We start from the raw sequence: 22478 nt of genomic DNA, 5'->3' as shown, positions 1-22478 counted from the left end.
GTTGATTATAGACAACACCGCCACGAATGACAATGGGAAAAATTACATTCCCGCCTCATACACCGCTTTTCCCCGGACCCAGGTGGAGACCACATTCAGCCCGGCATCCAGCACCACGAAATCGGCATCCTTTCCGGGCGCTAGCGAGCCCTTGAAGCCATCGACGCCGATCTGCCTTGCCGGCACCGAAGTAAAGGAAGAGATGATGTCCTCTAGTGCAAGGCCGGTAAACGCCAGCACATTTCGCACGGCCTGGATCATGGTGAGCGAGCTTCCGGCCAATGTATCCGTCCCTTTTAAAAAGACTAGTCCATCTTTCATCACCTTATGCCCGTAATCCCCGTCCGGGAGGCCGCAGCTGGTTACCGCGTCTGTGATGGCACAGATGCCGTCGGAGGACTTGAGATCATACATCATCTTCACGACTGCCGGATGAACATGATACCCGTCCGCAATGAGCTCGACGGTAAGCTGCGGAAGCATCAGTCCTGCTCCGGCAAGTCCCGGTTCCCGGTGATGCAGCGGGCTCATCCCGTTAAAGTGATGCGTCGTGTGATTGACGCCCAGCGCGACGGCTGCCTCCATCTGCTTGAAGGTAGCGTCGGAATGGCCGGCGGAGACCGTAACTCCTGCAGCCAGGAACTGCTCCACGGCGTCCATGCCTCCCTCCAGCTCTGGCGCCAGCGTGACAAGCTTGATCCGATTCTCGGCTGCCTGAAGCAGCTCTTCAATCTGCTCCGGTGAAGGATTGCGCACATCGTCAGCCAGCTGGGCTCCCTTGCGCTTCAGGCTGATGAAGGGCCCTTCCAGATGAATTCCAAGAATGTCAGCACCGCCCGTGCCCTTTTGGATAACACCTGCGGCGCAGGACAGAGCCGACACGATGTGCTCCTGGCTGGAGGTATTCGTCGTGGCCAGAAAGCCTGTCGTACCGTGAGCCGCATGAAAGACGCTCATTCTCTCCAGGCTTTCCTCCCGCGCATCCATGACATTGCAGCCGTCGCCGCCGTGAACATGCACATCAATAAAGCCCGGCACAAGCGTTAAGCCTTCTCCGTCCCGGACATGCAGCGGCTCCGATGGACATTCAATCCGGGCTCCGATGGCCTCAATGACTCCATTGCTGTCAATAAGCAGCTGTCCCCCGGACAGCCTTTGGCCTGGCCGTATGATATCTGCATTTTTCCATAGCGTCTTCATGCCTGGTTTCCCTCCCCCCGCACTCTTGCCAGGCTCAGTGCCGCTCCGTACAGCCCGGCCGAATCGCCCAGCTGTCCTTGAACCACGTCCGGCTGATGGGCTTTAGGATAAAGACTATGCAGCGTGCGGCGTATAGGAGCCAGCAGCATCTCACCGGCGTTGGCGGCACCGCCGCCGACCACGATGAGCTCTGGGTCCAGCAGATAGGTCATCGTGGCAAGCTTTCTTCCCAGCACCGACCCGATGGTCTCAAACACCTCCAGAGCGAGAGCATCCCCCTGCTCAGCGGCAATACATACGTCCTTGGCCGAGATGGCAGCTGCCTGATCCTGCAGTATGCTTCTCTCCCCCCGGATCATGGCCGCTTCAGCAAGACGCGCAATCCCGGTTGCCGAAGCCACCGTCTCCAGGCAGCCGGTCTTCCCGCATTTGCATGGCAAATCGTTTCCTTCGACGGGGTCGTGTCCGATCTCTCCGGCATAGCCGTGTGCGCCCCGAATCAGCCCACCGTTCATCACTACTCCTGCGGCCAGGCCCGTACCGAGCGTTACGCAGATGAAGTTCTGGCAGCCGCGCGCTGCACCCGCGGTGTATTCTCCCCAGGCGTACATCCGCACATCATTGTCGATGGCCACCGGCACTCTCCAGTGCTCTTCCAGGAGCGATCCCAGCTTGACATCATACCATCCCAGATTTGGCGCCCGCAGCACGGTTCCTGTCTCCGCGTGCAGATGTCCCGGGACACCTGCACCGATGCCGGCAAGTGTATACGGCTTCTGCTGCTCCAGCAGGCTCCGAATCTCCTGATTCAGCCGCTTCACATAATCCGATATTCCCTGCTGATGCTCTGTTCTCATCGCTGATTTGGATATTAACTCATCGCTCTCATTAAACAAGCCGATGACGGTATTGGTACCGCCAATGTCCAGTCCAAGGCTTAACTGTTTCATTGCGCATTCCCTCTCCCTTTAGCTCCAAAGCCAGATTAAATAGAAAGCGGGCCTCTCATGAAGAAACCCGCTTTTGTGATCTCATCCTCTATGGTTGTCTAGCGCACGTTCTCAATAGGCACCACAGGATTGGCATCTCCGTCATAGTCCACACCGTCACTTTCAAAGCCGAACAGCTGGAAGAACTCCTTGCGGTAGCCCGCAAGATCGGTAATGTCCTCCACATTCTCGCTGGTCACAGCTTCCCACAGCTGTGCAACCTCCTGCTGGACGTCGTCACGAAGCTCCCAGTCATCAATCCGGATGCGGCCCTTCTCATCGACCGGCACCTCTTTGCCGCTGTACAGCCGTTCTGCAAACAAGCGGTAGCTCTGCTCAATGCAGTTCTCGTGAATCCCTTTCTCTTTCATCACCTTATACAGTGCTGATACGTATAGCGGTACAATCGGGATCGCAGAGCTGGACTGCGTTACCAGCGCCTTGCTGACCGATACAAAGGCACGGCCGCCGCCGCTGGACAGCTCCTCGTTCAACCGATGCGCCGTTTCCTCCAGATGATCCTTTGCCTGCCCGATTGAGCCGTCACGATACACCGCCATGGTAATCTCTGATCCGATGTAGGAGTAGGCGATGGTTGTGGCATGGTCGGCCAGCACGCCGCCGTCACGCAACGCCTTGATCCACAGCTCCCAGTCACTGCCGCCCATCACCGTTACGGTATCCTGAATTTCCTGATCGCTAGCTGGCTCCAGCGTAATTTCACTCACTTCTCCGGTATGGAAATTCACTGTTTTGTTCGTGAACGGCTTGCCGATCGGCTTCAGCACGGAATTCGCCGTTTCTCCCGTCACGGGATCCGTACGGCGCGCCGAAGCGACGCTGTACACCACGAGATCGACCTGGCCCAATTCCTCCGCAATAGCCTGTACCGTCTTCTGCTTCGTCTCATCCGTGAAGGCATCCCCCGTTACACTGAGCGATTTCAGCCCGGCTTCCTTCGCCATGGCCTCAAACGCAGCCGAATTGTACCAGCCTGCCGAAGCGGTGCGCTTCTCGGTTCCCTGGCTCGGACGGTATACTCCGATTGTGCTCGCGCCGGCACCAAAAGCCGCTGTAATCCGCGCAGCCAGCCCGTAGCCTGTAGAGGCGCCGATCACCAGCACATTGGCTGGTCCTTCCCATTTCGGCTGGGCCTGAATGTAATTCACCTGCTCCTCGACCTGACGCGCACATCCCGCAGGATGTGCCGTGGTACAAATAAAACCGCGCGTTCTCGGTTTAATGATCATCCTTCATTTCCCCTCTTTACCTCGTAATGGTCGTTCGTGATCCAGCATGAATTAGGACCTGATCTTAAGCGAGTCTATTTCATTCTATCAATTTTTCAGGCCCGGCTAAACCTTTTGCACAAAAATAATCCAATCAGCCTTTCGCCTCTATGGAACGGATATCTCTACCACTTGCTCGTAAAAAGCATCCACCCTGTCCGGACGCCGCACCTGCTCCTGCACAACAGCCTTCCACACCTCAATCTGCGTCAGCTCGGCATGTGAATGCAGGCCGTACCAGGACATGAGCTGGCTTCGCTGTACGCTATAGACGGCATCCGGGAAATGAAAATCCATCGCCTCCATGTTATCGACCAGTCCGAGATTGGCGGTAGCATTGTACATGATCATTCTTCGAAAGAAACCTTGCTCTACCTCGTCAGAGGGACGCTTGAAGTGAAGCTGGGCGGTCAATTTCTCCGGATACAGCTGATACGTATACTCCAGATCCCGGTAAGGCAGCTCCTGATTCAGGCGGGTAAGGGTGGAGACGCTCCCCATATACTGCCCCCGCTGCTGCAAGGCAGCATGAATATTGTGCGTAAGTGGATCCTGCTGAGCCTGCTCATACCGTGCAGCATCAAGCGCCCTGGATGGCTTTACTTCTCCTTCCATGTAAAAAAAACCTGCTAAGGCGATGACAAACAGGGCTGCAATCCAGTAATCCTTCCTCCTCATGGTCTGCTCACCTCATACAAGGAAACCCGCCGCCGGGCTCTGCCCACCAGGAGCGGAATGCAGATGGCGGCCAGCGGCGCCAGCAGCTCCATTGCCAGTGCATACAGCTCATAAGGACCGCTGAAGGAAAGCCCTCGCCCAAACCACAGGTCACTGCCAAACCGCAGCAGCAGGGCGAAGCCTGTTACGACCGCCAGCCACGCTCCCCACAGCAGCCAGGTCCACCGGCTGATAGTAGACAGCAGCTTAACCGGTATGTTCACAATGATTGCGCTCCTTCTCGGCGCCAAAATGGCGTACACGACATACCCCGCCCCAAGTATTCCCGCCAGCAGAAGCAGGACGTTGTGAAGCATGCTTCCGGAGTAGCTTAACCGGGCCGGCAAGGTCACAATGCATGCCAGCAGCAGCAATAGAAGTCCATGCTGCAGCAGATCACGAGCCAAGGAGCTGAGATTTGTAGGCTGACGTCCATCCTCCTCCAGGAAAGGCTCAATAGAGTCCAAATCCCGTGTCGCAGCCGCTATCGCCTCAGCATCACTCATGCCCTGCTCAACGTAATCACGTACCTTGTCCTCCAGATTGGTCAAAATCTCATATTTCAGCTCCTCCACCGCTGGCGTGCTGCGCTGACCTGCAAACAGCTGCTCTACAAAGCGCTCCAGCTCCTTGGACTTATTCATAATCCGCTTCCCCCTTCGGCTTTCCGATTAACAAATCAATAACGTCCCTGGCAGCCACCCACTCTTCCCGGCTCTGACTCAGCCTCTTCTCCCCATCTCCGGTCAGGCGATAATACTTGCGCCGTCCTCCCTGAGATTCCTCTCCCCAATAGGAGATAATCAAGGACTGCTTCTCCAGTCTCTTCAGGCTGGAATATAACGTCGGTTCCTTCAATTCAAACTGATGATTACTGCGCACTAGCATTTCTTTAATAATCTGATAACCGTAGTTATCTTTTTCCGAAAGCAGGTTCAGGATCAACATATCAATGCTGCCTCGGATCAGATCACTGTTATGTATGGGGACGCTCAATCACACCTACCTCCTCTTCTCGCAGTGTAATGTAACACACAGAACTATGTCTGTCAAAGTAATATGACTGTCATCTATATTGAGGGAAACCTAGAACCTAGACCCAGATCCAAATCCATCAAGGCTAAAGACCCAAGCTCCCTGCCTCTCAGGCACCAAAGTTGATCCCGAAACCTCGCAAACAGTTGAATCGTCCCAAATCCTGGATTATGATAATAGCGAATTCATGTCTTGTTTACTGCTTGAATGGCTGTCATCTGTAGCGCGATCAGCAAGAGGCTGCCTCAAAGCCAACCTATATTAAGGAGTGGAGGACAAGAATAGATGAAGAAGTCATTGCATTACGCAGCAGGATCACTGCTGCTTATTTTACTGCTAGGAGGGTGCCAGGACATGGAGAGACCAGCTTCCGCTCCACAGAGCGGCAATGAAATGTCTGCTGAAGAAATCAGCAGCGAAACCAGACAGCAAGCCGAAAGCTCCGCCATTCGCTATCTCAAGGATCAATACAACCTCGATGTTGAAATTACTGATGCCAAGCTCATGCCCTCCACCGTCGCTGATAAAGTGAATCTGGAAGGACATGTCACCGGGAAGCCGGAGCAAAGCTTTAAGATTTCCGTGAACTATAACACGCAGGAAACCTCCAACTTCGTGCTGAGCCCGGAGCTGAAAAAGGCCGTAGAAGGCAAATAGCTTCTGCGCGAAAAGCAGGCGACAAGATGAAGTCGCCCCGTGCAGGCACATCTTATAAGTAAGGAGGGAGACGTCATGAGCTCACATGTCGATGACGAAACGTACCGCAAAATGTCTGAGGCCGCCTACCTTGACTTGAAGAAAGGCGAGACACTGGAGGATCTCCCCGGCTGGGAGGTCGCTGAGGATTTCAAAAGCTATTCCCGCTCCGGCTTTGATGCCGTCACGTTCATTCATAAGGGCTCGGGCGAAGCCGTCATTGCCTACCGCGGAACCGAAGGCAGTGCGTCCGCACAGCATCTCGTACCGGATTTGATACAGGATGGCGTCATCGGCGCCGGAGAGATCGGCAGCCGCATAGAGGCCGCCAATCCTCTGAACGGACCGATTAACAGCTTCAAGGAATTTACGGGGCTCGATCATATCGATCATCTTAAGGATAACGTCGTCAAATTTGTCGACAAGAATGTCAATGTGCTGCCGGAGAGCAACCAGTTCTACCAGGCCGAGGATTACGCCAAGGAGATGAAGAACAAATACGGTGATTACCACTTTACATTGACCGGTCATTCCCTTGGCGGCGGGAACGCGCAATACGCTGCGGCATATACCGGTATGAATGCGGTCACGTTCAGTGCCCCGTCGGTCGTTCCGAACCTGACCGGTGATATGCGAAGTAAAGCGGAGAACGGTCATTTTGACGGTCAGATTATTAACTACGTGCATCCTGGTGATGTCGTAGGAAGCGGAGCCTTGGGCGGCTATGACCGGCATGTCGGCTCCACCTATTACATTGACTCCAGCTATGAGGCCGCGAACGACGGCGTAAGTCTGATTGACAAGGCCAAGAATTCCTTCAGCGGACCGAACTATCATCAGTTGGACCGATATCAATTTGATGAGAACGGTACCCTTGCCAACCAAATTTTTGATCCCGTGACCGGTGAAGAGGTGTCACCGCCCCGTTTGGCTTCCGGCGGCAGCATCTTTGACAGGCTTGCCGACACGGCTCATAGTCTCGGCGGCTCCCTGTCCGCATTGGCCGGGCTGGCCGGGGGCTCACTGGCAGGGCTTGCAGCAGGTGCCAGAGCCGGAAGCATTGAAGTCACTCCGGCAGAGCTGCGAAGTGTGGCAGAGCGCTGGAACAGCAATGCGCTGCAATGCCAGCACGAGCTGCAGGGCATCCGCCAGCGGATGAACCGGTATATGTTCACAAGCCATAGTACCCGGCTCACCCCGATTCTACAGCAGCTGGATCAGTCTGTCGTTTCTATGAGCCAGTGGCATGTGCAGCATACAGGAGACATCGTAAGCTACATCAAGCATAAAGCAGATGTGTTCGAGCAGACGGACCGGAGCGGTTAACGCAATTCATCATTGCGTGTCAGCCGCCTCACCGGGCCTGAGGAGGGATCTTGAAATGAATTATGAAATACGGCTAGAGCTGGATGAGCTGCTCCAGACCGAGCGGGAATTATCGGCGCTGATCAGCCGGCTCCATCGAGATGAGCAGGAAGCCCGGGTGCTGTATGCTTCTCTGAGCGACTGGAAGGGACAATCTGCGAACGTGCTGCGGGACCAGATTGAAGTGTTCTTCTCCGAGCTTGCCCGGCGCATTCAGGACATTGAGCGGCAAAAGCTGGAGCTGGTTCGTTACGTGCAGCATATGAGACAAGTGGATGGAGCCTCCTGAAGCATGTACAAACGAAACGATTACGAAAAAAAAGCTGCCCCTCTAGATCTCATGATCTTTGGGGACAGCTTTTTTGGTTATTAGCTCGGAATCTATGATTACAGATCGAAGGAATTCCAGGACACCATGTCATTCAACGGCAGACGATTTGTTGCCCGTGCCGGCTCTGTAGCCTTGCCGATCGCAATCAGCATAACACTGCGGTATTGGGCCGGAATGCCAAAGGCTTCAACGAATTGCTGCTTATTATATCCTCCCATAGGAACCGTGTCATAGCCGCGTGCGCGGGCAGACAGCATCAGCTGCATCGAAATCAGACCGGAATCCACATCCACAATGCTGCTCTTCATCTCCTCGCTCAGGCCGGAGTACAGGTTAAGGGCGTTGTTCACAAAGCGCTCCTTCACCTCTTCGGTCATCAGACCTGCTTCCTGTGCCATCGTATAAATCTTCTCGCCCTGCTCATACCATTTCATGTCGCCCAGCACAGCGATCACCGCCGAAGAGGTCAGGACATGCTCCTGGTTAAAAGCAATCGGGTGCAGCTTCTCCTTCAGCTCCTGGTCGTCAATAATGAGAAAGCGCCAAGGCTGCAGATTGCTGGAAGACGGTGCCAGGGATGCATCGGCCAAAATTTCAGTCATTTCCTCTCGGGAAATTTTAACGCTCGGGTCGTACTTGCGTACCGAATGACGTTCCTTGATCACCTTAAAGAAATCCTGGGATGTTGCAGTAGACATATTCTCCACTCCTCTAATTGTGTATGATTATGCACAGTTTAAGACGTGCTTATCTGTGTTCTTTTTTGCACAGTATATACCATGATGAAATTTGTTGTCAACCTGTCTCTGCTTTACGCACCATGTCCCCTACGGTATACGAGCTCAGCACCTTCAACGTGCTCTGTTCAATCTCATCCAGCACCTCGGAAAATACCGCCTTCAGCGCTGCACCTCCGCAATGCTCCTTCGCGGCATCCAGCATGCTGTCAGTTACGGCGCGGTGGATATGCAGGCAGCTGTATACCTCGGCGAGGGTAATGTGATCCGCACTTCGTACGAAACGGTAACCTCCGTCCCTTCCCTCCCGGGATTCAATCATCCCCTCCAGGGATAATGCTTTCAGAATCCGCCTTAACAAGGTAGGATCTGCTTTGAGGCTCGCTGCAAGATCGCTGCTGGAGCAAGTTCCTGCATGAACGGCCAAGGTCGTGAGCGCCTGCAGGGCCAGACTGAAGCTTTTGTAGGTGGACGGGCAGCCAATGGGTTTCTTGCTCATCATGAACGGCACCCTCCTTGTATACGTCGAATGGACCTCAGAGCCAATCCATCGTTTCTTCCCCGTATTGTACCCTAGTAGACTCCCCCGGGCAACCCTGATCTGCCCAGAGGCTGCATCAATAGCCTATCACGCCATGCATAACCCCCGCCGCTTCCCGGCATCCTATAAAAACCTAAGCTTTCCATAATGAGGTTTTCAAGGGGGAATGATTATTTATGTCATCCAGCAGCCTGCTCTCTGACCTCCGATCCTGTCTTCACAATAATGATGATGTCACCTATTTCCCGGTCCAGATTCAGCAGGTGCAGTGCACCTTTATTTATGTCCGCTCTATCGTTAACGTGGCATTACTGCAGGACAGCATCGTCCAGCCTCTCCTGCGTCTCAACCAGGGCGATGCCCTGTCTCTGCAGGAATGCCTGAAGGACAGCTCTTTTTTCTCATGGCCTGCCAGCAAAAACAGTGATCCGGCCAGTGCCGCCGAAGCCGTGGCCTCCGGCCATGTAGTTCTGGTGGTCGAAGGCCTGCCCGAAGCGTTCCTGTTTAGCATTCCGAAATACCATAAACGTGCCGTCCAGGAATCTCAGAATGAGCAGGTTGTGATCGGACCGCGGGAGTCCTTTATCGAGGATGTAGACGTCAATCTGTCACTCATTCGCCATAAAATCCGCCATCCCGATCTGAAGATCGTACAGTTTCAGCTTGGGCGTTATACGAAGACGCCGCTGTACGTCGTCTATATTGAGGGTTTATGTGATCCCAAGCTGCTCCAGACGCTGGAGGCGCAATTCCAGCAGATTGACACCGACGGGGTGTTCGGCATCAGCAATGTGTCAGAATATTTTCAAATCAGCCGCAAGACAAGCTTTCCCCAGTTTCAGTATACCGAGCGCCCGGATTCTGTTGCATCCGCTATTCTCGAAGGCAGGGCCGGCATTCTGCTGGAAGGGACGCCTTCCGCACAGATCGTGCCCGTTACCTTCTTCAGCCTGCTTCAATCCTCGGAGGATTATTATTTAAGCTTTATCTATGCCAGCTGGATCCGGCTGGTCCGGCTGCTGTTCGCCGTCATCTCTGTCGTGCTGCCCTCGTTGTATGTGTCGATCACGACCTTTCAGCCTGAAATTATACCGACAGAATTGCTGTTAACCATCGCCTCGGCAAGAGAGAATATTCCATTTACAGCATTAATTGAAGCGTTATTGATGGAGTTAACGTTCGAGGCATTACGGGAGGCTGGCGCCCGCATTCCCAAGCCGGTCGGACAGACGATTTCCATTATCGGGGCTATCGTCATCGGCCAGGCCGCGGTAGCCGCCGGCGTCGTGTCGGCACCAATGGTCATTGTCGTCTCGATTACCGGGATCGCGACCTTTATCGTGCCGCATTATGAGCTCGGCATCTCGCTGCGGCTCCTGCGCTTCGTGCTGCTCATTCTCGGTGGTACGCTGGGGCTGCTGGGCGTTCTCGCAGCCAGCTTCGTGATCTACTCCAGAATGTGCTCCCTGAACACCTTCGGTACACCGTACCTGCAGCCGCTGGCGCCGCTCGTGTTCTCGGATTGGAAGGATATGATCTACCGCGCTCCGTCACCTCAGAAGAAAAAGCGCCCCGACGCTTACCATGCCCAGGATAAAAGGAGGCAGACATCCAAATGAAGCGCATTTTCAAAGCATGGCTGCTGTTCTTCTGCCTCCTGCCTCTGTGTGGCTGCATGGCCAAGATTGAGATCAATGACCAGGTGTTTGTGCTGTCCTTATTCGTCGATATGGACAAGGATACCGGGGAGTACAAGGTCACGATCGCGAGCCCATTGCCTAACCGCCTCAGCTCTGGCGAGCAGGCGGGCAGCTCCGGGGGACAAGGAGATCCTTTCTCCCTGGCTGACAGCTCCGGAAAGACCCTCCCTCTTGCCGTGGGCAAATTACAGCGCCAAATGACCCGCAAGCTTGATTTCAGCCATACACGCGTCATCGTGGTCGGGAGCACAATGGCTGAAGACGGCATGGAGGAACTGTTCAACTGGGTGCTGCGGGAGCGTACGCTTGATTTCAGCACCTTTATTATGTCCTCCACCACCCAGGCTAAGGATGTGGCAGAGCTGGAGCCCGTATTTGAATCCCTGCCATCCACCGTGCTGATGCGCTTTGCGGTCCAGAATAATCTGCTGGGCACAACCTTGAAAGAATGCCTGTCCGCCTATCTGGAAGGCACCGGCTTCGCGCTGAGCCAGCTGAATGTCAAAGATGCCAAAGGAACAAGAAATTGGGTCAGTGTTGGTAATATCCAGCTGTTCAATGACCTTCAAGCCAAAGCCACTCTCAATGAGGAACAATCCAAGGTCACCTCTTGGGCAATTGGCCGGCGCAATACACCGATCTACAGACCGGTTTATTATGCAACCTGGGATGGAGGCAAGAGCAAGGCCAGCGTACTGATGACGAACAGCAAATCCAGCCAGCAGATCACGATGACCCCGTCAGGTCCCGTCGTTCAGCTGAAGCTCGATGGTACGGGGGATGTGCTCTCTCTGGAGGACGACCAGCAAAGAGAAGCTACAGAGACGAACAAGCTGATCATCCAGGAGCTGAAGGATCAGCTTCATGAGGATTTGACAGCCTCTCTGCGGGTATCCCAGGAGGCCGGGGCTGATGTGCTCGGCGTAGGCCAGCTACTTGAATCTAAATATCCCCAGCTTTGGGATAAATGGAGAGAGGATTGGGGAAACCACTATAAAAATGATATTGAGTTTCAGGTCAAGCTGCATATTAAAATTCGGAATACTGATATGTAGCCGCAGCCTTCTTTTGATACCCAATTTGGAGATTTGCAATGAAGGAAATCAAGCCAGAATGCAGCTAGATCGGTCATCACCTGAAGGAGAGGGACTGCGGCATGTACTGTATGATCTTTTGCTCACTCGCGCTGCTGGACTGGTATTTACTGAGAAGAAGCTCTGGCAGCCCGCAGAGAAAACGAAGCGTTACTAAGATGCTGTGGTTTATGATTCCGCTGTTCGGCTGGAATGCCGCAGCCTCCCAGCTTGAATGGTGGCCCAATCCCTTCGACCTGCTCAATCTGGTGCTGGGATGGGTCAATCTCATGTAGCAGGAAAGGATGAAGCATTGATGCGCCAAACTCCCTGGCAGCTATTCCGGTTCGCCTTCATATACCTGAACACCCAGCCAACGGCTTATTTGCTGCCAACCCTGCTGACCGTGGCCGGCTATCTGGGCTGGATCTCCGTGCTTGGCGCGCTGATACTGAGCCTCCTGATCCTGTGGTGCACCATGGCCGTCGGAAAAGCTTCTCCCCAGGATTCCTGGCTGAATTTCGGCGAGAAGATTGTCGGGAAGTGGCCTCACCGCCTGTTTCTGGTGATCATTATATTATGGGTCATCATCTACGTAGCCATTGACATTGAAAGCTACACGCTATTCTACGGCACGAACTATATGCGAGCCACACCACAATGGGTCATCCAGCTCATTCTCGGCCCCGTTATTATCATCACAGCCCGCTGGGGTCTGGTGCCGTTGATTTATATGGCGGATGGACTGTTCTTCCTTACACTCGCGACGCTGGTGCTGGTGCTATCCACGTTCGCTGGCGACGCCCACTTTAACTGGCTGCCCGGACTGATTACACATACCTATTACGGCGATGCAGCTAAAGGGATTTTTATCACCTTATCCTTTATCGGGGAATGGTTCGTGTTCCTGGTTCTGGCCCCATTAATCCAGATGGACCGGCGAGCGTTTCGCAATCTGAGCTGTGCCCTTCTGCTTCTAACCTTGTCCGTGCTGCTGGAATGGATGCTGATTCTGCTGAACCTGGGGCTGAAGCTGTCTAGCGAGATCCAGTATCCCTTGATTGAGCTCATGCGCAGCTCCATTACCGGCGTCCTCGGCAATGCCGACCCGCTCATTATCGGACTGTGGGCCACCTCCATGTTTATTCACAGCGCATTTCTGCTGCAGGTCGGGGCCCGGATCATGACAAGGCTGCTGTCCATCCATGACTCTGAAATGGAAAAACCGTTCATCACTCTGCTGGGCGGCACCGCCAGCGTGGCCGCTTATCAATTCGCACAGAACCCGGCATTGTATCAGGAAAATTTCGATTCCATGGTCGCCGTTGTTTTCTGGCTGCTCGTAGACTGCATTCCTGTCATTTACTGGATCGTATTGAAGCTTCGGGGCGGAATATCCAAGCCCGGCTCTTCCAGCGCAGCATCCGATTCTAATTCCGGAAATAACTCTAGCCAGCAGAGCCCTTCCTCCAGCGAAAGTCCCTCCGCTGGCACCAGTCTGCCTGCTGAGCAAGCATAGGCTGGATTAAAAAGCCGCCTCCGTAGAAGGGTGTATATCTCTCCTCCGGAGGCGGCTTAAGGTTAAGCGTCCATTATTTCATATATTGCATATATTCATCGTATGGCCTAAAGGAAATTCGTTCTGCAGCCAGCCTGCCTTCTGACCAGCCATAGACCACTTCCAACTCCCCAATGAATTCACTCGGAGAAATACTTCCCGCAAGGCGGAGCACCAGCCTGCCATCCTCTACAGCATGGTATACCACCGCCCCGAATCCAACATGGGTAAAGTTCGTGCGGCTTCCTTCCTCATCCGGAAGGGCAAGCAGGGTTTCCTTGCCATCCACCTGCACAGACAACAGCAGGACCCCCTCCTGATGCTGAATACTGGAACTTACCTGTTCCTTCAGGATGTCCTGGAAGGACTCCACGGACACCTCTGAAAAATCCGCCCTGATGACATGAACGTCCTGGGCATGCACACCCGTACCCGAGCCCTGATTCAGCAGCACAACGATCTCGGAGCTTCCATCTCCGTTCACATCCATATCCAGCAGCTGCGGCGATGATTTCCAGGAGACGGGCGTCGCCCAAGGATACGTATGCTGGTTCCCGTTCATGTCCAGGGTCAGCGCTTGATAGCGGCCTTCCTGCTCCTGCTCTCCGTATATTGCAATGCTCTTGTCTGCTTCCCCGAAAGCAAGCGGACGCTTGCCGCGGCTGTCAATGACAAGCGCTTTAGGATCCTCGCTGACACTCGCCTTTCCGCCGGAAATCTGTTCAAACAAAGATAGTGGAACCATCATTCGATGGTGATCAATATATACCGGAGACTTTAAGGTGAAGTAGCTGCCATCCGGAAGGGAAACTCTCGCGCTGCCGCTCTTCACTACATAGCGCTGACCGTCTGCTGTCATGCTCAATTCCTTGGCATTGTGGTTCCACTGCAGAGAGATTCCCCGCCAGTCCTTCATTATATAAACAGGAACGTACAGCTCCCCCTGCTGAACTGCAGGAGCAACCTCCACGCTTACCATCTGGTGATCTATATAATAATCCATCGTGTAGGGCTGCTCTCTATGAGCCGCTCCATTCACGCTTCCTCCCGAATGAATAACGGTCGAGAGCAGGATTGAGGCCATCAAGGAGCCGATCAGTTTATTCATTATCACACATATCCTTCCTGTAACCCGATTCATAGGTCTATCATACCGGAGTTGGCAGGAAAAAGGGTAAAAATGTGGACATTATTTCAAATCAAATTGATACGTTTTGATCTCAAACGGCTTCAGCGTGAAGTCCACGCTGTTCTCTGTTATGGCTGCATCAGCCAGCTTCTGCTCCATGAGATTCACTTCCGTTGCCGAGGCGGCTGGAAGATGGACCTTCAGCTTGCCGACCGCCCGGCTGCCCGAGGTCTCGTACAGCCTGACTATGACGGCTTCGCTGTCCTCTGCCTGCTTTACAGCCTCGATCATCACCTGACTGTGATTGACCTCAAAGACAGAGAAGGAAGCCGGCGCACCCTCCGGACCCTGCTGCGTTTGAACTGCAGCAGATACGGCACGGAGCGGAACATTCAGCTCATAGCCCGCCTTGTATACGGCAGCAGTGGCAACATCCCCTTCATGCGGGAACAACGCATATGTGAACTCATGGTCCCCGCGGTCCGCGGTTTCATCCGGGTAGCCTGGACTCCGCAGCAGGTTGATATCCAGTCCGTATTCATCGGCACGGTAGCCGTATTTGCTGTCATTGAGTATAGAAACACCGTAGCCACTTTCCGACAGATCGATCCAGTGATGTGCACAAATTTCATCCCGGGCAAAATCCCAGGAGGTGTTGCGATGCAGCGGACGCTTCAAGTAGCCGAACTGAATCTCACTGGTCACCTCTCCGGCGCGTACATCGAGCGGGAAAGCAGCGCGCAGCATTTTTTGATTCTCCTGCCAATGCACCTTGGTGTCAAAATCCAGACGCTCGCTTCCAGCCGTCAGAGAAATGGTCTGAATCAGCTGGGAGTTCCCGAATACGTAAGTCTGCTCTACATAAGCTTTAGCCCCGTCTACACCAGCTTGAACCGAGGTGACACGCAGCTGGCTGCTCGGACGGCTGCGATAGTCGCCCCGGAAATCCCATGCATCTCCGCCCCGGTCGTCATAGAGCGTCAGCACGTTAGCCGGCTCTCCGGCCCGAAGCAGCTCGCGGCCATGGCGCTTGTCAAGGATGGAGACGATCGTGCCGTCAGCAGAGAACTCTGCCTTCAGCAGTTCATTCTCCAGCGTCTGAGTGGATGCGGACAGTGCCGTTTGAGGCGCTTCCTCACAAGGGGCAACCACACTGTATCCCATCGACGGCACTTGAACCTGCTGCCACTTCCCGCCAATGCTAAGCCATTCCTTCCGCTCCCATGGCAGGGAGTTAAATAACACCACTTTTCCCATAGCACCGCCGGAAGCATGTGCAGCAATGGCTTCGTAGCGCTCCGCAATCAGCGACTCGGTCTGATCCAGCAGCACTTCGTATCTGGCGACAGACTCATCGTATACTCTCTTGATCGAGGAGCCGGGAAGAATGTCATGGAACTGGTATAGCAAGGTTTCTTTCCAGATCTGCTCCAGCTCCTGCTGCGGATAAGGAATTCCGCATAGCTGCTTCGCAAGCACGGCGGCGAACTCCAGCTCCCGCAGCGCCTTCTCCATCAAGCGGTTATACCGCTTGTTCTTCCCTTGCGTCGTCAGCGTTCCCTGATGCTTTTCCAGGTACAGCTCCCCGCGCCAGGTCTTATAACGATCTCTCTGCTCATTCAATCGCTCCAGAAAGACCGCAGACGGCTCCTGCACAACCGGAGGCAGCCCCAGCAGATTCCGCTCCCGCTCCAGGCGCTCCAGATGCTCTTCACCCGGTCCGCCGCCGCCGTCTCCAATGCCAAACAGCATGAGCGCCCGGTCCGATACATTTTTGTCGTGATACTCTTTATCGATCTTGATCAAGGAACGCGGCGCGGCCGGAGAGTTGTAAGTATCCTCCGGAGGAAGATGCGTCAGCACCTTGCTGCCGTCAATACCCTCCCAGAAAAAGGTGTGATGCGGATAGTCATTATATTGGTTCCAGGACAGCTTCTGCGTAACCATATACTGAATGCCCGATTTCTTAAGCAGCTGCGGCAAGCTGGCCGTATATCCGAAAATATCCGGCACCCACAGCGATTTAACCGTCTGTCCGAACTCTTCCTGGTAGAAACGCTGTCCGTACAATATCTGACGAATCAAGGCTTCCCCGCCTGAAACATTAGAGTCGGGCTCAACCCACATCGCACCCTGAAGCTCCCAGCGGCCTTCCTGAATTCGTTCTTTAATCTCTTCATACAGCTTCGGATAATGCTCTTTAATCCATTGATAGAGCTGCGGCTGGCTCGCTCCAAATACATAATCGGGATAGCGCTCCATCATTCTCAGCACGGTAGCAAACGTTCTTGCCCCCTTGCGGATCGTCTCCCGAATCGGCCATAGCCAAGCCAAATCCATATGCGCATGGCCCACCGCGCTGACCGTAAGCGTCGGGTCTCCGCCTTTCTTCGCCAGCTGCGGAGCCAGCAGGTCACGGGCCCGGGCTACCTCTTCATCGGTGAAATGCTCGGAGAAGATCAGCGAAGCCTCGTAGAGCGCCTGCAACATCTGAGCCCGGCGCGAGGAGTCCTCCGGCAGCAGCCTGCCCAGCTCCAGCAGCACCTCGACGTCATAATACAGCCCGCGCACCTGCTCCCGGCACGTTGCAATGACCGCTTCCTTCAGCGTCCCGCTACGATACCGCCCGAACAAATCATTACAGCCAGCGTCGCCCCATACATCAATAGCCTCGCCGCCTTGAGCCTGCTCTGCGATCAGCACTACGCGTTTGCCGGGCTTGCCCAGCGCAGTTTCAAACTCAGAGTTCACATTGGTCAGGCCCTGTCTCGGCGTTCCTTCCTCATCCACCAGGCACAGCTCACCGTTAACGTCAATCAGCAGAACGACCTTTTGACCGGCAGACTCGGCGGGAACAGTCCCCTCAAAATGAAACCATGCACAATCCCACAGCTCTCCCCACTTGGAGCCCGGCTTTAAATCCTGAACCGGCTTACCGCTCATGCGGTCCTCAAAAGCAACCGGCTCCTTCGTTACCCAAGCATTAACGGTCAACGATGCTCTTTCAACATAAATGTGCTGCTCAATCATATCCTTCATTTCCCGGAGTCGATCCAGATTAAACGGTTCGTATGGCATGTTAAGATCTCCTTTTCTATATCAATAAATCAGTTTATATATCAGATTAATATCACAGGTATAAATATATCAGATATTATGTGATATTGAAATAAAAGATCATCATAAAAATAAAAAAGCCAACGCCCGGCAATATTTTACCGTTCGCTGGCTAGAAGATATAAATCCTAATTCTTAAGAAATACTGCACTACCTGCTTTAATGAGGTCGACTTACAGAGTCTCTGAGCACCAGATTCGTCTGCAGCCGGATGGACTGAGCTTTGGCTTCCGGCTCCTGCCGCCTATGGAGCAGCAGCTTCAGCGCTTCGGCACCAAAATCATCCAGCGGCTGGGCCACGGTCGTCATCGGCACCGGCGCATACTCCAGCATGCTGTGGTCGGAGAAGCCGGTGACCGACAGGTCCTCCGGAACCCGATAACCGAGCCGGAGCGCCGCATTCATCGCGGACATGGCCAGGTAATCATCACAGCATACCAGTGCGGTGAGGCCGCTCGCCCTTTTTAAAAAATCGCCAATGAGCTTCACCCGCTCCAGATCCCCCTCATAAAGGATGCCAGGCTCCTCCCGGATCAAGATCCGCTCCTGCTGAATGTCGACCTTGCCGGCCAGGAGTGCATCCAGATAGCCCTGATACCGCTCTTCCCGACTCCGCACCTGATGCAGCTGACCCGCGATAAATCCGATTTCCCGGTGACCGAGAGAGAGCAGATGCGCTGTCATATTATAAGAGCCCTGGTAATGGTCATGGCTCACACTATCGAAATCAATCTCATTAAATTGACGATCCAGAATGACGACGGGATATTTTTGCAGCTTCAGCCGAAGCAGATGGTCACCGCAGATTTTCCGGTCCACCGGAAAGAGCAGAATGCCCATGATGTCCCTCCGGGCGGCAAATGCCTCTACGGCTGCCATCTCCTCTTCCTCCGTACCTGCGATACGAAGCACGATAGCAATCCCTTGCCGGTGAGCTGCGCGGTCAATAGACACCACGAGCCTGCCAATATAATCATCCATGCCTGGAACGATCAGCGCGATCTGCCTTCCTGCCGCGAGCTCCTCCTGGTTATAAGCTCCCTCTGTGCTCCCTGCTGCCTGCTCCAGCTGAGACCGGTCCACATCCGCGAGGAAGGTCCCCCGCCTTGGCATGCGGTAGACCAGCCCCTCGTCCTGCAGCGCCTGCAAAGCCAGCTTTCCGGTCATACGGCTGACCCCGAATTTTGCCGCAAGCTCACCCTCGGACGGAATGAGGTCATGTGGCTTTAAGCCCTGCTCCAGAATGATGCCAATGACCTGCTCCTTCACCTGCTCAAATAGCTTTCCTGTTTTTTTGTTCATGGTTATCCTGCCTTTTTTCGTATATCACGTATATCACTGATATTTACTATACCACACGAAAAAGAGACCTGTCCCCTGATTTTCTTTCCCATCCAGATCGTCAAGCCAGTCCAATGCCGATCTATCCTTGCTTTCTGGATTTTAGCAACGGCCTCGCCTCAGTAAGCAGCTGATTCAAGCGTCCGGTCAGGTCGTGAAACTGGTTCTTCTCGTGCTCAGACTCAGCGGTAAGACTCATCAATTCTAAATCAGCCTCGCATTGCTTCAGCGCTGCATACAGCGTCCGGGACCGGCTTGGCGCCGGCAAGGGCCGAGCGTCATTATATAGATCCAGATGCAAACACCCGTCACTCCCGACCTGTCCCAGATATACGTCCTTATATTTTAATTGGGCAGGCTCCAGCTGAGACTGAAGCCACTGCTCGCTGCGGCCCGCTGCCTGCAGCGGCTCTTTCATCAACTGCCCGTCCATGATCACTATTTGGGGCTCCTTCAGCTTCTGAGTGCGCAGATTTAGATCTCCGGGTGTCAGAGGCTGCTTGTCCGGAGCGAGCATCACATTCACTTCACCGCTGGATTCCATAATCGCGAATTCAACGTCTGCCAGGTCGAACACACTTTTATTCCGGAGCTGCTCCATCAGCTCATCCGAGCTCATTTTTTCTTTCTTGAGTGCAGCCTCCTGAATTTTTCCGTTTCGAACGAGCACACGGGCTTTAAAATCAATAAAATCCCGGATTCGCTTGCTCTTGATCTGAAGCATTTCGATGCCTAAAGAGAGAATAACCCATACCACCAGGGCCACAATACCCAGATACCAGTTTCCTTCAAGGTCGAGCGAAATGTAGGCCGCCAAGCTGCCAATCGTAATGCCTGTAATATATTCAAAAAAAGACAGCTGCGATGCCTGCCGCTTGCCCAGCAGCTTGGTAAGCAGAAATAAAATCACCAGCGAGCTTAATGTGCGTACAGATACTTCCAGCCACATCGGCATGCCAAAGAGGCTCCTTTCCATGTCAGTCATAACCTGTAGTATAAGGAAAACGGTCTGCACCTATTCTGCCCGTCGAAAAAGCTTCACCAAAAAAATAATATTTATAACTTTTTCTTATGGAGAAAGCGTTTTTTATTGAGTTATTGGCCTCAGACAGGTAAAGTTAAAAGAAAAACTACATATTGGAGAGGAGCTTGCATTCATGACATTTAATGAACGCCGCTTCGATGTCATCACGTTCGGTGAGTCGATGGGGATGCTTTATCCAGAAGGACCTCGGGGAATCGGCCAAGGCGGCACTATGAGCCAGTCCTTCGGAGGAGCCGAAAGCAATCTTGCAATTGGCCTCGCAAGACTGGGCTGTCAGGTAGGCTGGTTCAGCCAGCTGGGCCGCGATCCTTTAGGTAAAGGTATTGTGAAAACGCTTCGCGGAGAAGGCGTTGACGTCTCCAGGGTCCACTATACGACAGATGCACCGACCGGCCTAATGCTGCGGGAGCAAGTCCGGGGCAAGTCTTCGGTTTATTATTACCGCGCCGGCTCTGCCGCAAGCAGAATGACACCGAAGCTTGTGGATCCCGCTTATATTGCCAACAGCCGTATCGTCCATATTACCGGCATTACGCCCGCACTGAGCCAGAGCTGCCTGGACACAGTCCGCCGCGTCATCGCACTCTGCAAGGAGCACGGCACGAAGATCAGCTTCGATCCGAACCTGCGCCTCAAGCTGTGGAGCATCGAGCAGGCGAGACCCGTGCTGCTAGAGCTGGCGAATCACTGCGACTACTTCCTGCCAGGCTACGATGAGTGCAAGCTTTTGTATCAGACGGAAAGCGAGCAGGAAATTTTCGAACAGCTGCGCAAGCTGAACGCCGTAACGGTCGTGAAGAGCTATAACGACAGCAATGTGATCGTTGAGCCGGACCGCCTTAATACAGTTCCTTTCCGCAAGGTTAAGCACGTGGTAGATACCGTAGGCGCCGGAGACGGCTTCTGTGCCGGCTTCCTCGCAGGCATCTCGAAAGGACACTCCCCTGAAGAAGCACTTCAGCTGGCTGCCCTGACAGGCTCTATGGTTGTAGAAGCTGTGGGCGACTGGGAAGCGCTTCCGACCTGGGAAGAAGTTGAGCAGGAACAGGGCATTACCGCTCACATCGAGCGATAGAACGCACGGAACCCATTTCATTGCATCCGCTTACTTAAATTGAAGAATGACCTAAATTGAAGAATGGAGTGTATCTCTTAATGAAAAAGCTAAAATTGATTCAGCAAATTCACGAAGCCGGCGTGGTCGCCGTTCTTCGTGCCGATTCACCGGAAGAAGTCGTTTCTATGGCCAAGCATGCCATTGAAGGCGGCATCAAGGTGATCGAGATTACATTGACGGTGCCTTTCGCTCTGGAAGCCATTACCGAGCTGGCGAAGACCTATTCCTCTGCTGACCCTGCGGCAGACAATTACGCAATCATCGGTGCCGGCACCGTCCTGGATCCTGAAACCGCGCGTGCAGCCATTCTGGCTGGCTCGGAGTTCGTCGTGGCTCCAGGCGTTCACCGCGAAACGATTCTGCTGTGCAACCGCTACCGGGTGCCGGTGATGCCGGGTGCCGTAACTGTATCGGATATTACTGTGGCTCTGGAGCTTGGCGTTGACGTATTGAAGCTGTTCCCGGGCAACCTCTACTCTCCTTCGGTCATCCCATCCCTGCGGGGTCCACTGCCACAGGCCAACATCATGCCAACCGGCGGCGTCAACCTGGACAACTTGGGAGAATGGTTCAAGGCCGGGGCGTTTGCGGTAGGCATCGGCTCCGATTTAACGAAGGATGCTGTCAAAACGGGTGACTTCTCCATGATCTCGGACAAAGCGAGAGCCTATATTGAAGCTTTCCAAAAAACCAAGCAAGCGTAAGCTGCACGGCGTTCCGGCTTCATATACGTATAGCTTTCTGTTTTAGAAGAAGCGGCGATTTCCGGCTCATCGGGCCGGATCGCTGCTTCTTTATTTATAGACCTGCTTATGAAGGGTACACAGACCCGTAGCCAGTGCACCCGCCAAAATCGTAACCAGCGACTGGACAAAGGTACCGCCGCTTAACAGCACCCCGCCGGCGCCGATAATAGCCAGATCCATAATCAGAATAATGATCCCGACATTCAGCGGCACATATCGCGTCAGAAAGTGTGCCAGCAGGTCTGTCCCGCCCGTGCTTGTCTCAAATCGAAGCATCAGGCCGAGTCCGGCACCGATGAAGGCTCCCCCCGCCGCCGCATTGAAAGCAGTGCTGCCGCCAATATAGGAGGGTGCCCAAGCCTGCAGCGGAGCCAGCAGATCAATCATGAGCGAAGAGATGAGCATCCCTGTCAGGCTGTTATAGAAAATATCCCGATTCAAAAGCCAGGCCGCGAGAAACATCGGCACACTGCACACAATAATGACAAAGCCGATTGGCAAGCCGCTCAAATAGTTAACGATCAGCGCAATGCCGATCACGCCGCCATCCAGCACATGGCTGGGCACGAGAAAAGCATTGGTTCCCATGGCGATGAACAGGCTGCCCAATACCATTATGCAATATTTGACCCAAGACATTTGCATCTTGCACAGCCTTTCATTTCAGGAATACCTATGTATATGCTTGTCTCTTGGCAAATATTGATCGGGGACTGATTTTTATATAGCCCTGCTAGATGCCATTCTCCGTT

Annotated in this window: 22 protein-coding genes; 9 read left to right on the top strand and 13 right to left on the bottom strand. The window is 53.8% G+C overall.

The window, feature by feature from the left end; all coding sequences use genetic code 11:
* Nucleotides 1–42: 42 nt before the first annotated feature.
* The 6 genes from nagA to ACH6EH_RS05330 all read right to left on the bottom strand — a co-directional run bounded on the left by nagA (nucleotide 43) and on the right by ACH6EH_RS05330 (nucleotide 5191).
* The gene (gene nagA / locus ACH6EH_RS05355) at nucleotides 43–1200 is read right to left on the bottom strand and encodes an N-acetylglucosamine-6-phosphate deacetylase (RefSeq protein WP_397331431.1); all 1158 of its coding nucleotides are present in this window, start codon (nucleotides 1198–1200) and stop codon (nucleotides 43–45) included.
* Nucleotides 1197–2150, bottom strand: a complete 954-nt coding sequence (locus ACH6EH_RS05350; RefSeq protein WP_397331430.1) for an ROK family protein — start codon at nucleotides 2148–2150, stop codon at nucleotides 1197–1199. Before ACH6EH_RS05350 ends, nagA begins: the two co-directional genes overlap by 4 nt.
* Before the next feature lie 98 nt (nucleotides 2151–2248).
* A complete protein-coding gene (gene fabV / locus ACH6EH_RS05345) occupies nucleotides 2249–3439 on the bottom strand; it encodes an enoyl-ACP reductase FabV (RefSeq protein WP_397331429.1) in 1191 nt (396 codons plus the stop codon).
* 147 nt (nucleotides 3440–3586) lie between these two features.
* Nucleotides 3587–4156, bottom strand: coding sequence for a DUF4825 domain-containing protein (locus ACH6EH_RS05340; protein ID WP_397331428.1), 570 nt, complete (start codon nucleotides 4154–4156; stop codon nucleotides 3587–3589).
* Nucleotides 4153–4839: a permease prefix domain 1-containing protein gene (locus ACH6EH_RS05335; protein WP_397331427.1), complete on the bottom strand. Its 687-nt coding sequence runs from the start codon at nucleotides 4837–4839 to the stop codon at nucleotides 4153–4155. Before ACH6EH_RS05335 ends, ACH6EH_RS05340 begins: the two co-directional genes overlap by 4 nt.
* Nucleotides 4832–5191 (bottom strand): PadR family transcriptional regulator, encoded by a 360-nt coding sequence (locus ACH6EH_RS05330; protein WP_397331426.1) that lies wholly within the window; start codon nucleotides 5189–5191, stop codon nucleotides 4832–4834. The genes ACH6EH_RS05335 and ACH6EH_RS05330 overlap by 8 nt, the downstream gene beginning before the upstream one ends.
* 393 nt (nucleotides 5192–5584) lie before the next feature.
* Here ACH6EH_RS05330 and ACH6EH_RS05325 point away from each other — a divergent pair, with 393 nt between their 5' ends.
* The 3 genes from ACH6EH_RS05325 to ACH6EH_RS05315 all read left to right on the top strand — a co-directional run bounded on the left by ACH6EH_RS05325 (nucleotide 5585) and on the right by ACH6EH_RS05315 (nucleotide 7580).
* Nucleotides 5585–5887, top strand: a complete 303-nt coding sequence (locus ACH6EH_RS05325) for a hypothetical protein (RefSeq protein ID WP_233281023.1) — start codon at nucleotides 5585–5587, stop codon at nucleotides 5885–5887.
* Between the two features lie 75 nt (nucleotides 5888–5962).
* Nucleotides 5963–7252: a Tle-like phospholipase domain-containing protein gene (locus ACH6EH_RS05320; protein WP_397331425.1), complete on the top strand. Its 1290-nt coding sequence runs from the start codon at nucleotides 5963–5965 to the stop codon at nucleotides 7250–7252.
* A gap of 55 nt (nucleotides 7253–7307) precedes the next feature.
* Nucleotides 7308–7580, top strand: coding sequence for a hypothetical protein (locus tag ACH6EH_RS05315; protein ID WP_397331424.1), 273 nt, complete (start codon nucleotides 7308–7310; stop codon nucleotides 7578–7580).
* 98 nt (nucleotides 7581–7678) lie between these two features.
* Here ACH6EH_RS05315 and ACH6EH_RS05310 read toward each other — a convergent pair whose 3' ends face one another.
* Nucleotides 7679–8320 (bottom strand): nitroreductase family protein, encoded by a 642-nt coding sequence (locus ACH6EH_RS05310; RefSeq protein WP_397331423.1) that lies wholly within the window; start codon nucleotides 8318–8320, stop codon nucleotides 7679–7681.
* A 97-nt stretch (nucleotides 8321–8417) separates the two neighbouring features.
* Complete coding sequence (locus tag ACH6EH_RS05305; RefSeq protein WP_397331422.1) at nucleotides 8418–8861, bottom strand: RrF2 family transcriptional regulator; 444 nt, start codon at nucleotides 8859–8861, stop codon at nucleotides 8418–8420.
* Between the two features lie 215 nt (nucleotides 8862–9076).
* Here ACH6EH_RS05305 and ACH6EH_RS05300 point away from each other — a divergent pair, with 215 nt between their 5' ends.
* The 4 genes from ACH6EH_RS05300 (at nucleotide 9077) to ACH6EH_RS05285 (ending at nucleotide 13192) form a co-directional block, all read left to right on the top strand.
* Nucleotides 9077–10519, top strand: coding sequence for a spore germination protein (locus ACH6EH_RS05300; protein ID WP_397331421.1), 1443 nt, complete (start codon nucleotides 9077–9079; stop codon nucleotides 10517–10519).
* Nucleotides 10516–11655 (top strand): Ger(x)C family spore germination protein, encoded by a 1140-nt coding sequence (locus ACH6EH_RS05295; RefSeq protein ID WP_397331420.1) that lies wholly within the window; start codon nucleotides 10516–10518, stop codon nucleotides 11653–11655. The genes ACH6EH_RS05300 and ACH6EH_RS05295 overlap by 4 nt, the downstream gene beginning before the upstream one ends.
* A gap of 101 nt (nucleotides 11656–11756) precedes the next feature.
* A complete protein-coding gene (locus tag ACH6EH_RS05290) occupies nucleotides 11757–11969 on the top strand; it encodes a hypothetical protein (protein WP_397331419.1) in 213 nt (70 codons plus the stop codon).
* 20 nt (nucleotides 11970–11989) lie between these two features.
* On the top strand, nucleotides 11990–13192 hold the full coding sequence (locus ACH6EH_RS05285) for a GerAB/ArcD/ProY family transporter (RefSeq protein WP_397331418.1): 1203 nt from the start codon (nucleotides 11990–11992) through the stop codon (nucleotides 13190–13192).
* Between the two features lie 73 nt (nucleotides 13193–13265).
* On the opposite strand, the gene ACH6EH_RS05280 is transcribed toward ACH6EH_RS05285, so the two are convergent.
* The 4 genes from ACH6EH_RS05280 to ACH6EH_RS05265 all read right to left on the bottom strand — a co-directional run bounded on the left by ACH6EH_RS05280 (nucleotide 13266) and on the right by ACH6EH_RS05265 (nucleotide 19773).
* Entirely contained in the window at nucleotides 13266–14339 is a 1074-nt protein-coding gene (locus ACH6EH_RS05280) for a stalk domain-containing protein (protein WP_397331551.1), read from the bottom strand.
* Nucleotides 14340–14420: 81 nt separating this feature from the next.
* Entirely contained in the window at nucleotides 14421–17438 is a 3018-nt protein-coding gene (locus tag ACH6EH_RS05275; RefSeq protein WP_397331417.1) for an alpha-mannosidase, read from the bottom strand.
* Nucleotides 17439–17636: 198 nt separating this feature from the next.
* Nucleotides 17637–18779: a substrate-binding domain-containing protein gene (locus tag ACH6EH_RS05270; RefSeq protein ID WP_397331416.1), complete on the bottom strand. Its 1143-nt coding sequence runs from the start codon at nucleotides 18777–18779 to the stop codon at nucleotides 17637–17639.
* A gap of 121 nt (nucleotides 18780–18900) precedes the next feature.
* Entirely contained in the window at nucleotides 18901–19773 is an 873-nt protein-coding gene (locus ACH6EH_RS05265) for a DUF421 domain-containing protein (RefSeq protein ID WP_397331415.1), read from the bottom strand.
* 202 nt (nucleotides 19774–19975) lie between these two features.
* Between ACH6EH_RS05265 and ACH6EH_RS05260 the strand changes: the two genes are divergently transcribed.
* Nucleotides 19976–20938, top strand: a complete 963-nt coding sequence (locus ACH6EH_RS05260; protein WP_397331414.1) for a sugar kinase — start codon at nucleotides 19976–19978, stop codon at nucleotides 20936–20938.
* An 80-nt stretch (nucleotides 20939–21018) separates the two neighbouring features.
* Entirely contained in the window at nucleotides 21019–21684 is a 666-nt protein-coding gene (locus ACH6EH_RS05255; RefSeq protein ID WP_397331413.1) for a bifunctional 2-keto-4-hydroxyglutarate aldolase/2-keto-3-deoxy-6-phosphogluconate aldolase, read from the top strand.
* Between the two features lie 90 nt (nucleotides 21685–21774).
* Here the strand turns inward: ACH6EH_RS05255 and ACH6EH_RS05250 are convergent, their stop codons facing one another.
* Nucleotides 21775–22365, bottom strand: coding sequence for a YitT family protein (locus ACH6EH_RS05250; RefSeq protein WP_397331550.1), 591 nt, complete (start codon nucleotides 22363–22365; stop codon nucleotides 21775–21777).
* Nucleotides 22366–22478: the final 113 nt, after the last annotated feature.

The organism is Paenibacillus sp. JSM ZJ436 (assembly GCF_044383795.1).
In the GTDB taxonomy this organism is placed as follows: Bacteria; Bacillota; Bacilli; order Paenibacillales; family Paenibacillaceae; genus Paenibacillus_AQ; species Paenibacillus_AQ algicola.
This window is presented reverse-complemented; position numbering and strand designations above follow the sequence as displayed.

Bases quoted from the DNA above. Each gene is read 5' to 3' on its own strand.
- nagA (WP_397331431.1), bottom strand. From the start codon at position 1,200: ATGAAGACGCTATGGAAAAATGCAGATATCATACGGCCAGGCCAAAGG.
- ACH6EH_RS05350 (WP_397331430.1), bottom strand. From the start codon at position 2,150: ATGAAACAGTTAAGCCTTGGACTGGACATTGGCGGTACCAATACCGTC.
- fabV (WP_397331429.1), bottom strand. From the start codon at position 3,439: ATGATCATTAAACCGAGAACGCGCGGTTTTATTTGTACCACGGCACAT.
- ACH6EH_RS05340 (WP_397331428.1), bottom strand. From the start codon at position 4,156: ATGAGGAGGAAGGATTACTGGATTGCAGCCCTGTTTGTCATCGCCTTA.
- ACH6EH_RS05335 (WP_397331427.1), bottom strand. From the start codon at position 4,839: ATGAATAAGTCCAAGGAGCTGGAGCGCTTTGTAGAGCAGCTGTTTGCA.
- ACH6EH_RS05325 (WP_233281023.1), top strand. From the start codon at position 5,585: ATGGAGAGACCAGCTTCCGCTCCACAGAGCGGCAATGAAATGTCTGCT.
- ACH6EH_RS05320 (WP_397331425.1), top strand. From the start codon at position 5,963: ATGAGCTCACATGTCGATGACGAAACGTACCGCAAAATGTCTGAGGCC.
- ACH6EH_RS05315 (WP_397331424.1), top strand. From the start codon at position 7,308: ATGAATTATGAAATACGGCTAGAGCTGGATGAGCTGCTCCAGACCGAG.
- ACH6EH_RS05310 (WP_397331423.1), bottom strand. From the start codon at position 8,320: ATGTCTACTGCAACATCCCAGGATTTCTTTAAGGTGATCAAGGAACGT.
- ACH6EH_RS05305 (WP_397331422.1), bottom strand. From the start codon at position 8,861: ATGATGAGCAAGAAACCCATTGGCTGCCCGTCCACCTACAAAAGCTTC.
- ACH6EH_RS05300 (WP_397331421.1), top strand. From the start codon at position 9,077: ATGTCATCCAGCAGCCTGCTCTCTGACCTCCGATCCTGTCTTCACAAT.
- ACH6EH_RS05295 (WP_397331420.1), top strand. From the start codon at position 10,516: ATGAAGCGCATTTTCAAAGCATGGCTGCTGTTCTTCTGCCTCCTGCCT.
- ACH6EH_RS05290 (WP_397331419.1), top strand. From the start codon at position 11,757: ATGTACTGTATGATCTTTTGCTCACTCGCGCTGCTGGACTGGTATTTA.
- ACH6EH_RS05285 (WP_397331418.1), top strand. From the start codon at position 11,990: ATGCGCCAAACTCCCTGGCAGCTATTCCGGTTCGCCTTCATATACCTG.
- ACH6EH_RS05280 (WP_397331551.1), bottom strand. From the start codon at position 14,339: ATGAATAAACTGATCGGCTCCTTGATGGCCTCAATCCTGCTCTCGACC.
- ACH6EH_RS05275 (WP_397331417.1), bottom strand. From the start codon at position 17,438: ATGCCATACGAACCGTTTAATCTGGATCGACTCCGGGAAATGAAGGAT.
- ACH6EH_RS05270 (WP_397331416.1), bottom strand. From the start codon at position 18,779: ATGAACAAAAAAACAGGAAAGCTATTTGAGCAGGTGAAGGAGCAGGTC.
- ACH6EH_RS05265 (WP_397331415.1), bottom strand. From the start codon at position 19,773: ATGCCGATGTGGCTGGAAGTATCTGTACGCACATTAAGCTCGCTGGTG.
- ACH6EH_RS05260 (WP_397331414.1), top strand. From the start codon at position 19,976: ATGACATTTAATGAACGCCGCTTCGATGTCATCACGTTCGGTGAGTCG.
- ACH6EH_RS05255 (WP_397331413.1), top strand. From the start codon at position 21,019: ATGAAAAAGCTAAAATTGATTCAGCAAATTCACGAAGCCGGCGTGGTC.
- ACH6EH_RS05250 (WP_397331550.1), bottom strand. From the start codon at position 22,365: ATGTCTTGGGTCAAATATTGCATAATGGTATTGGGCAGCCTGTTCATC.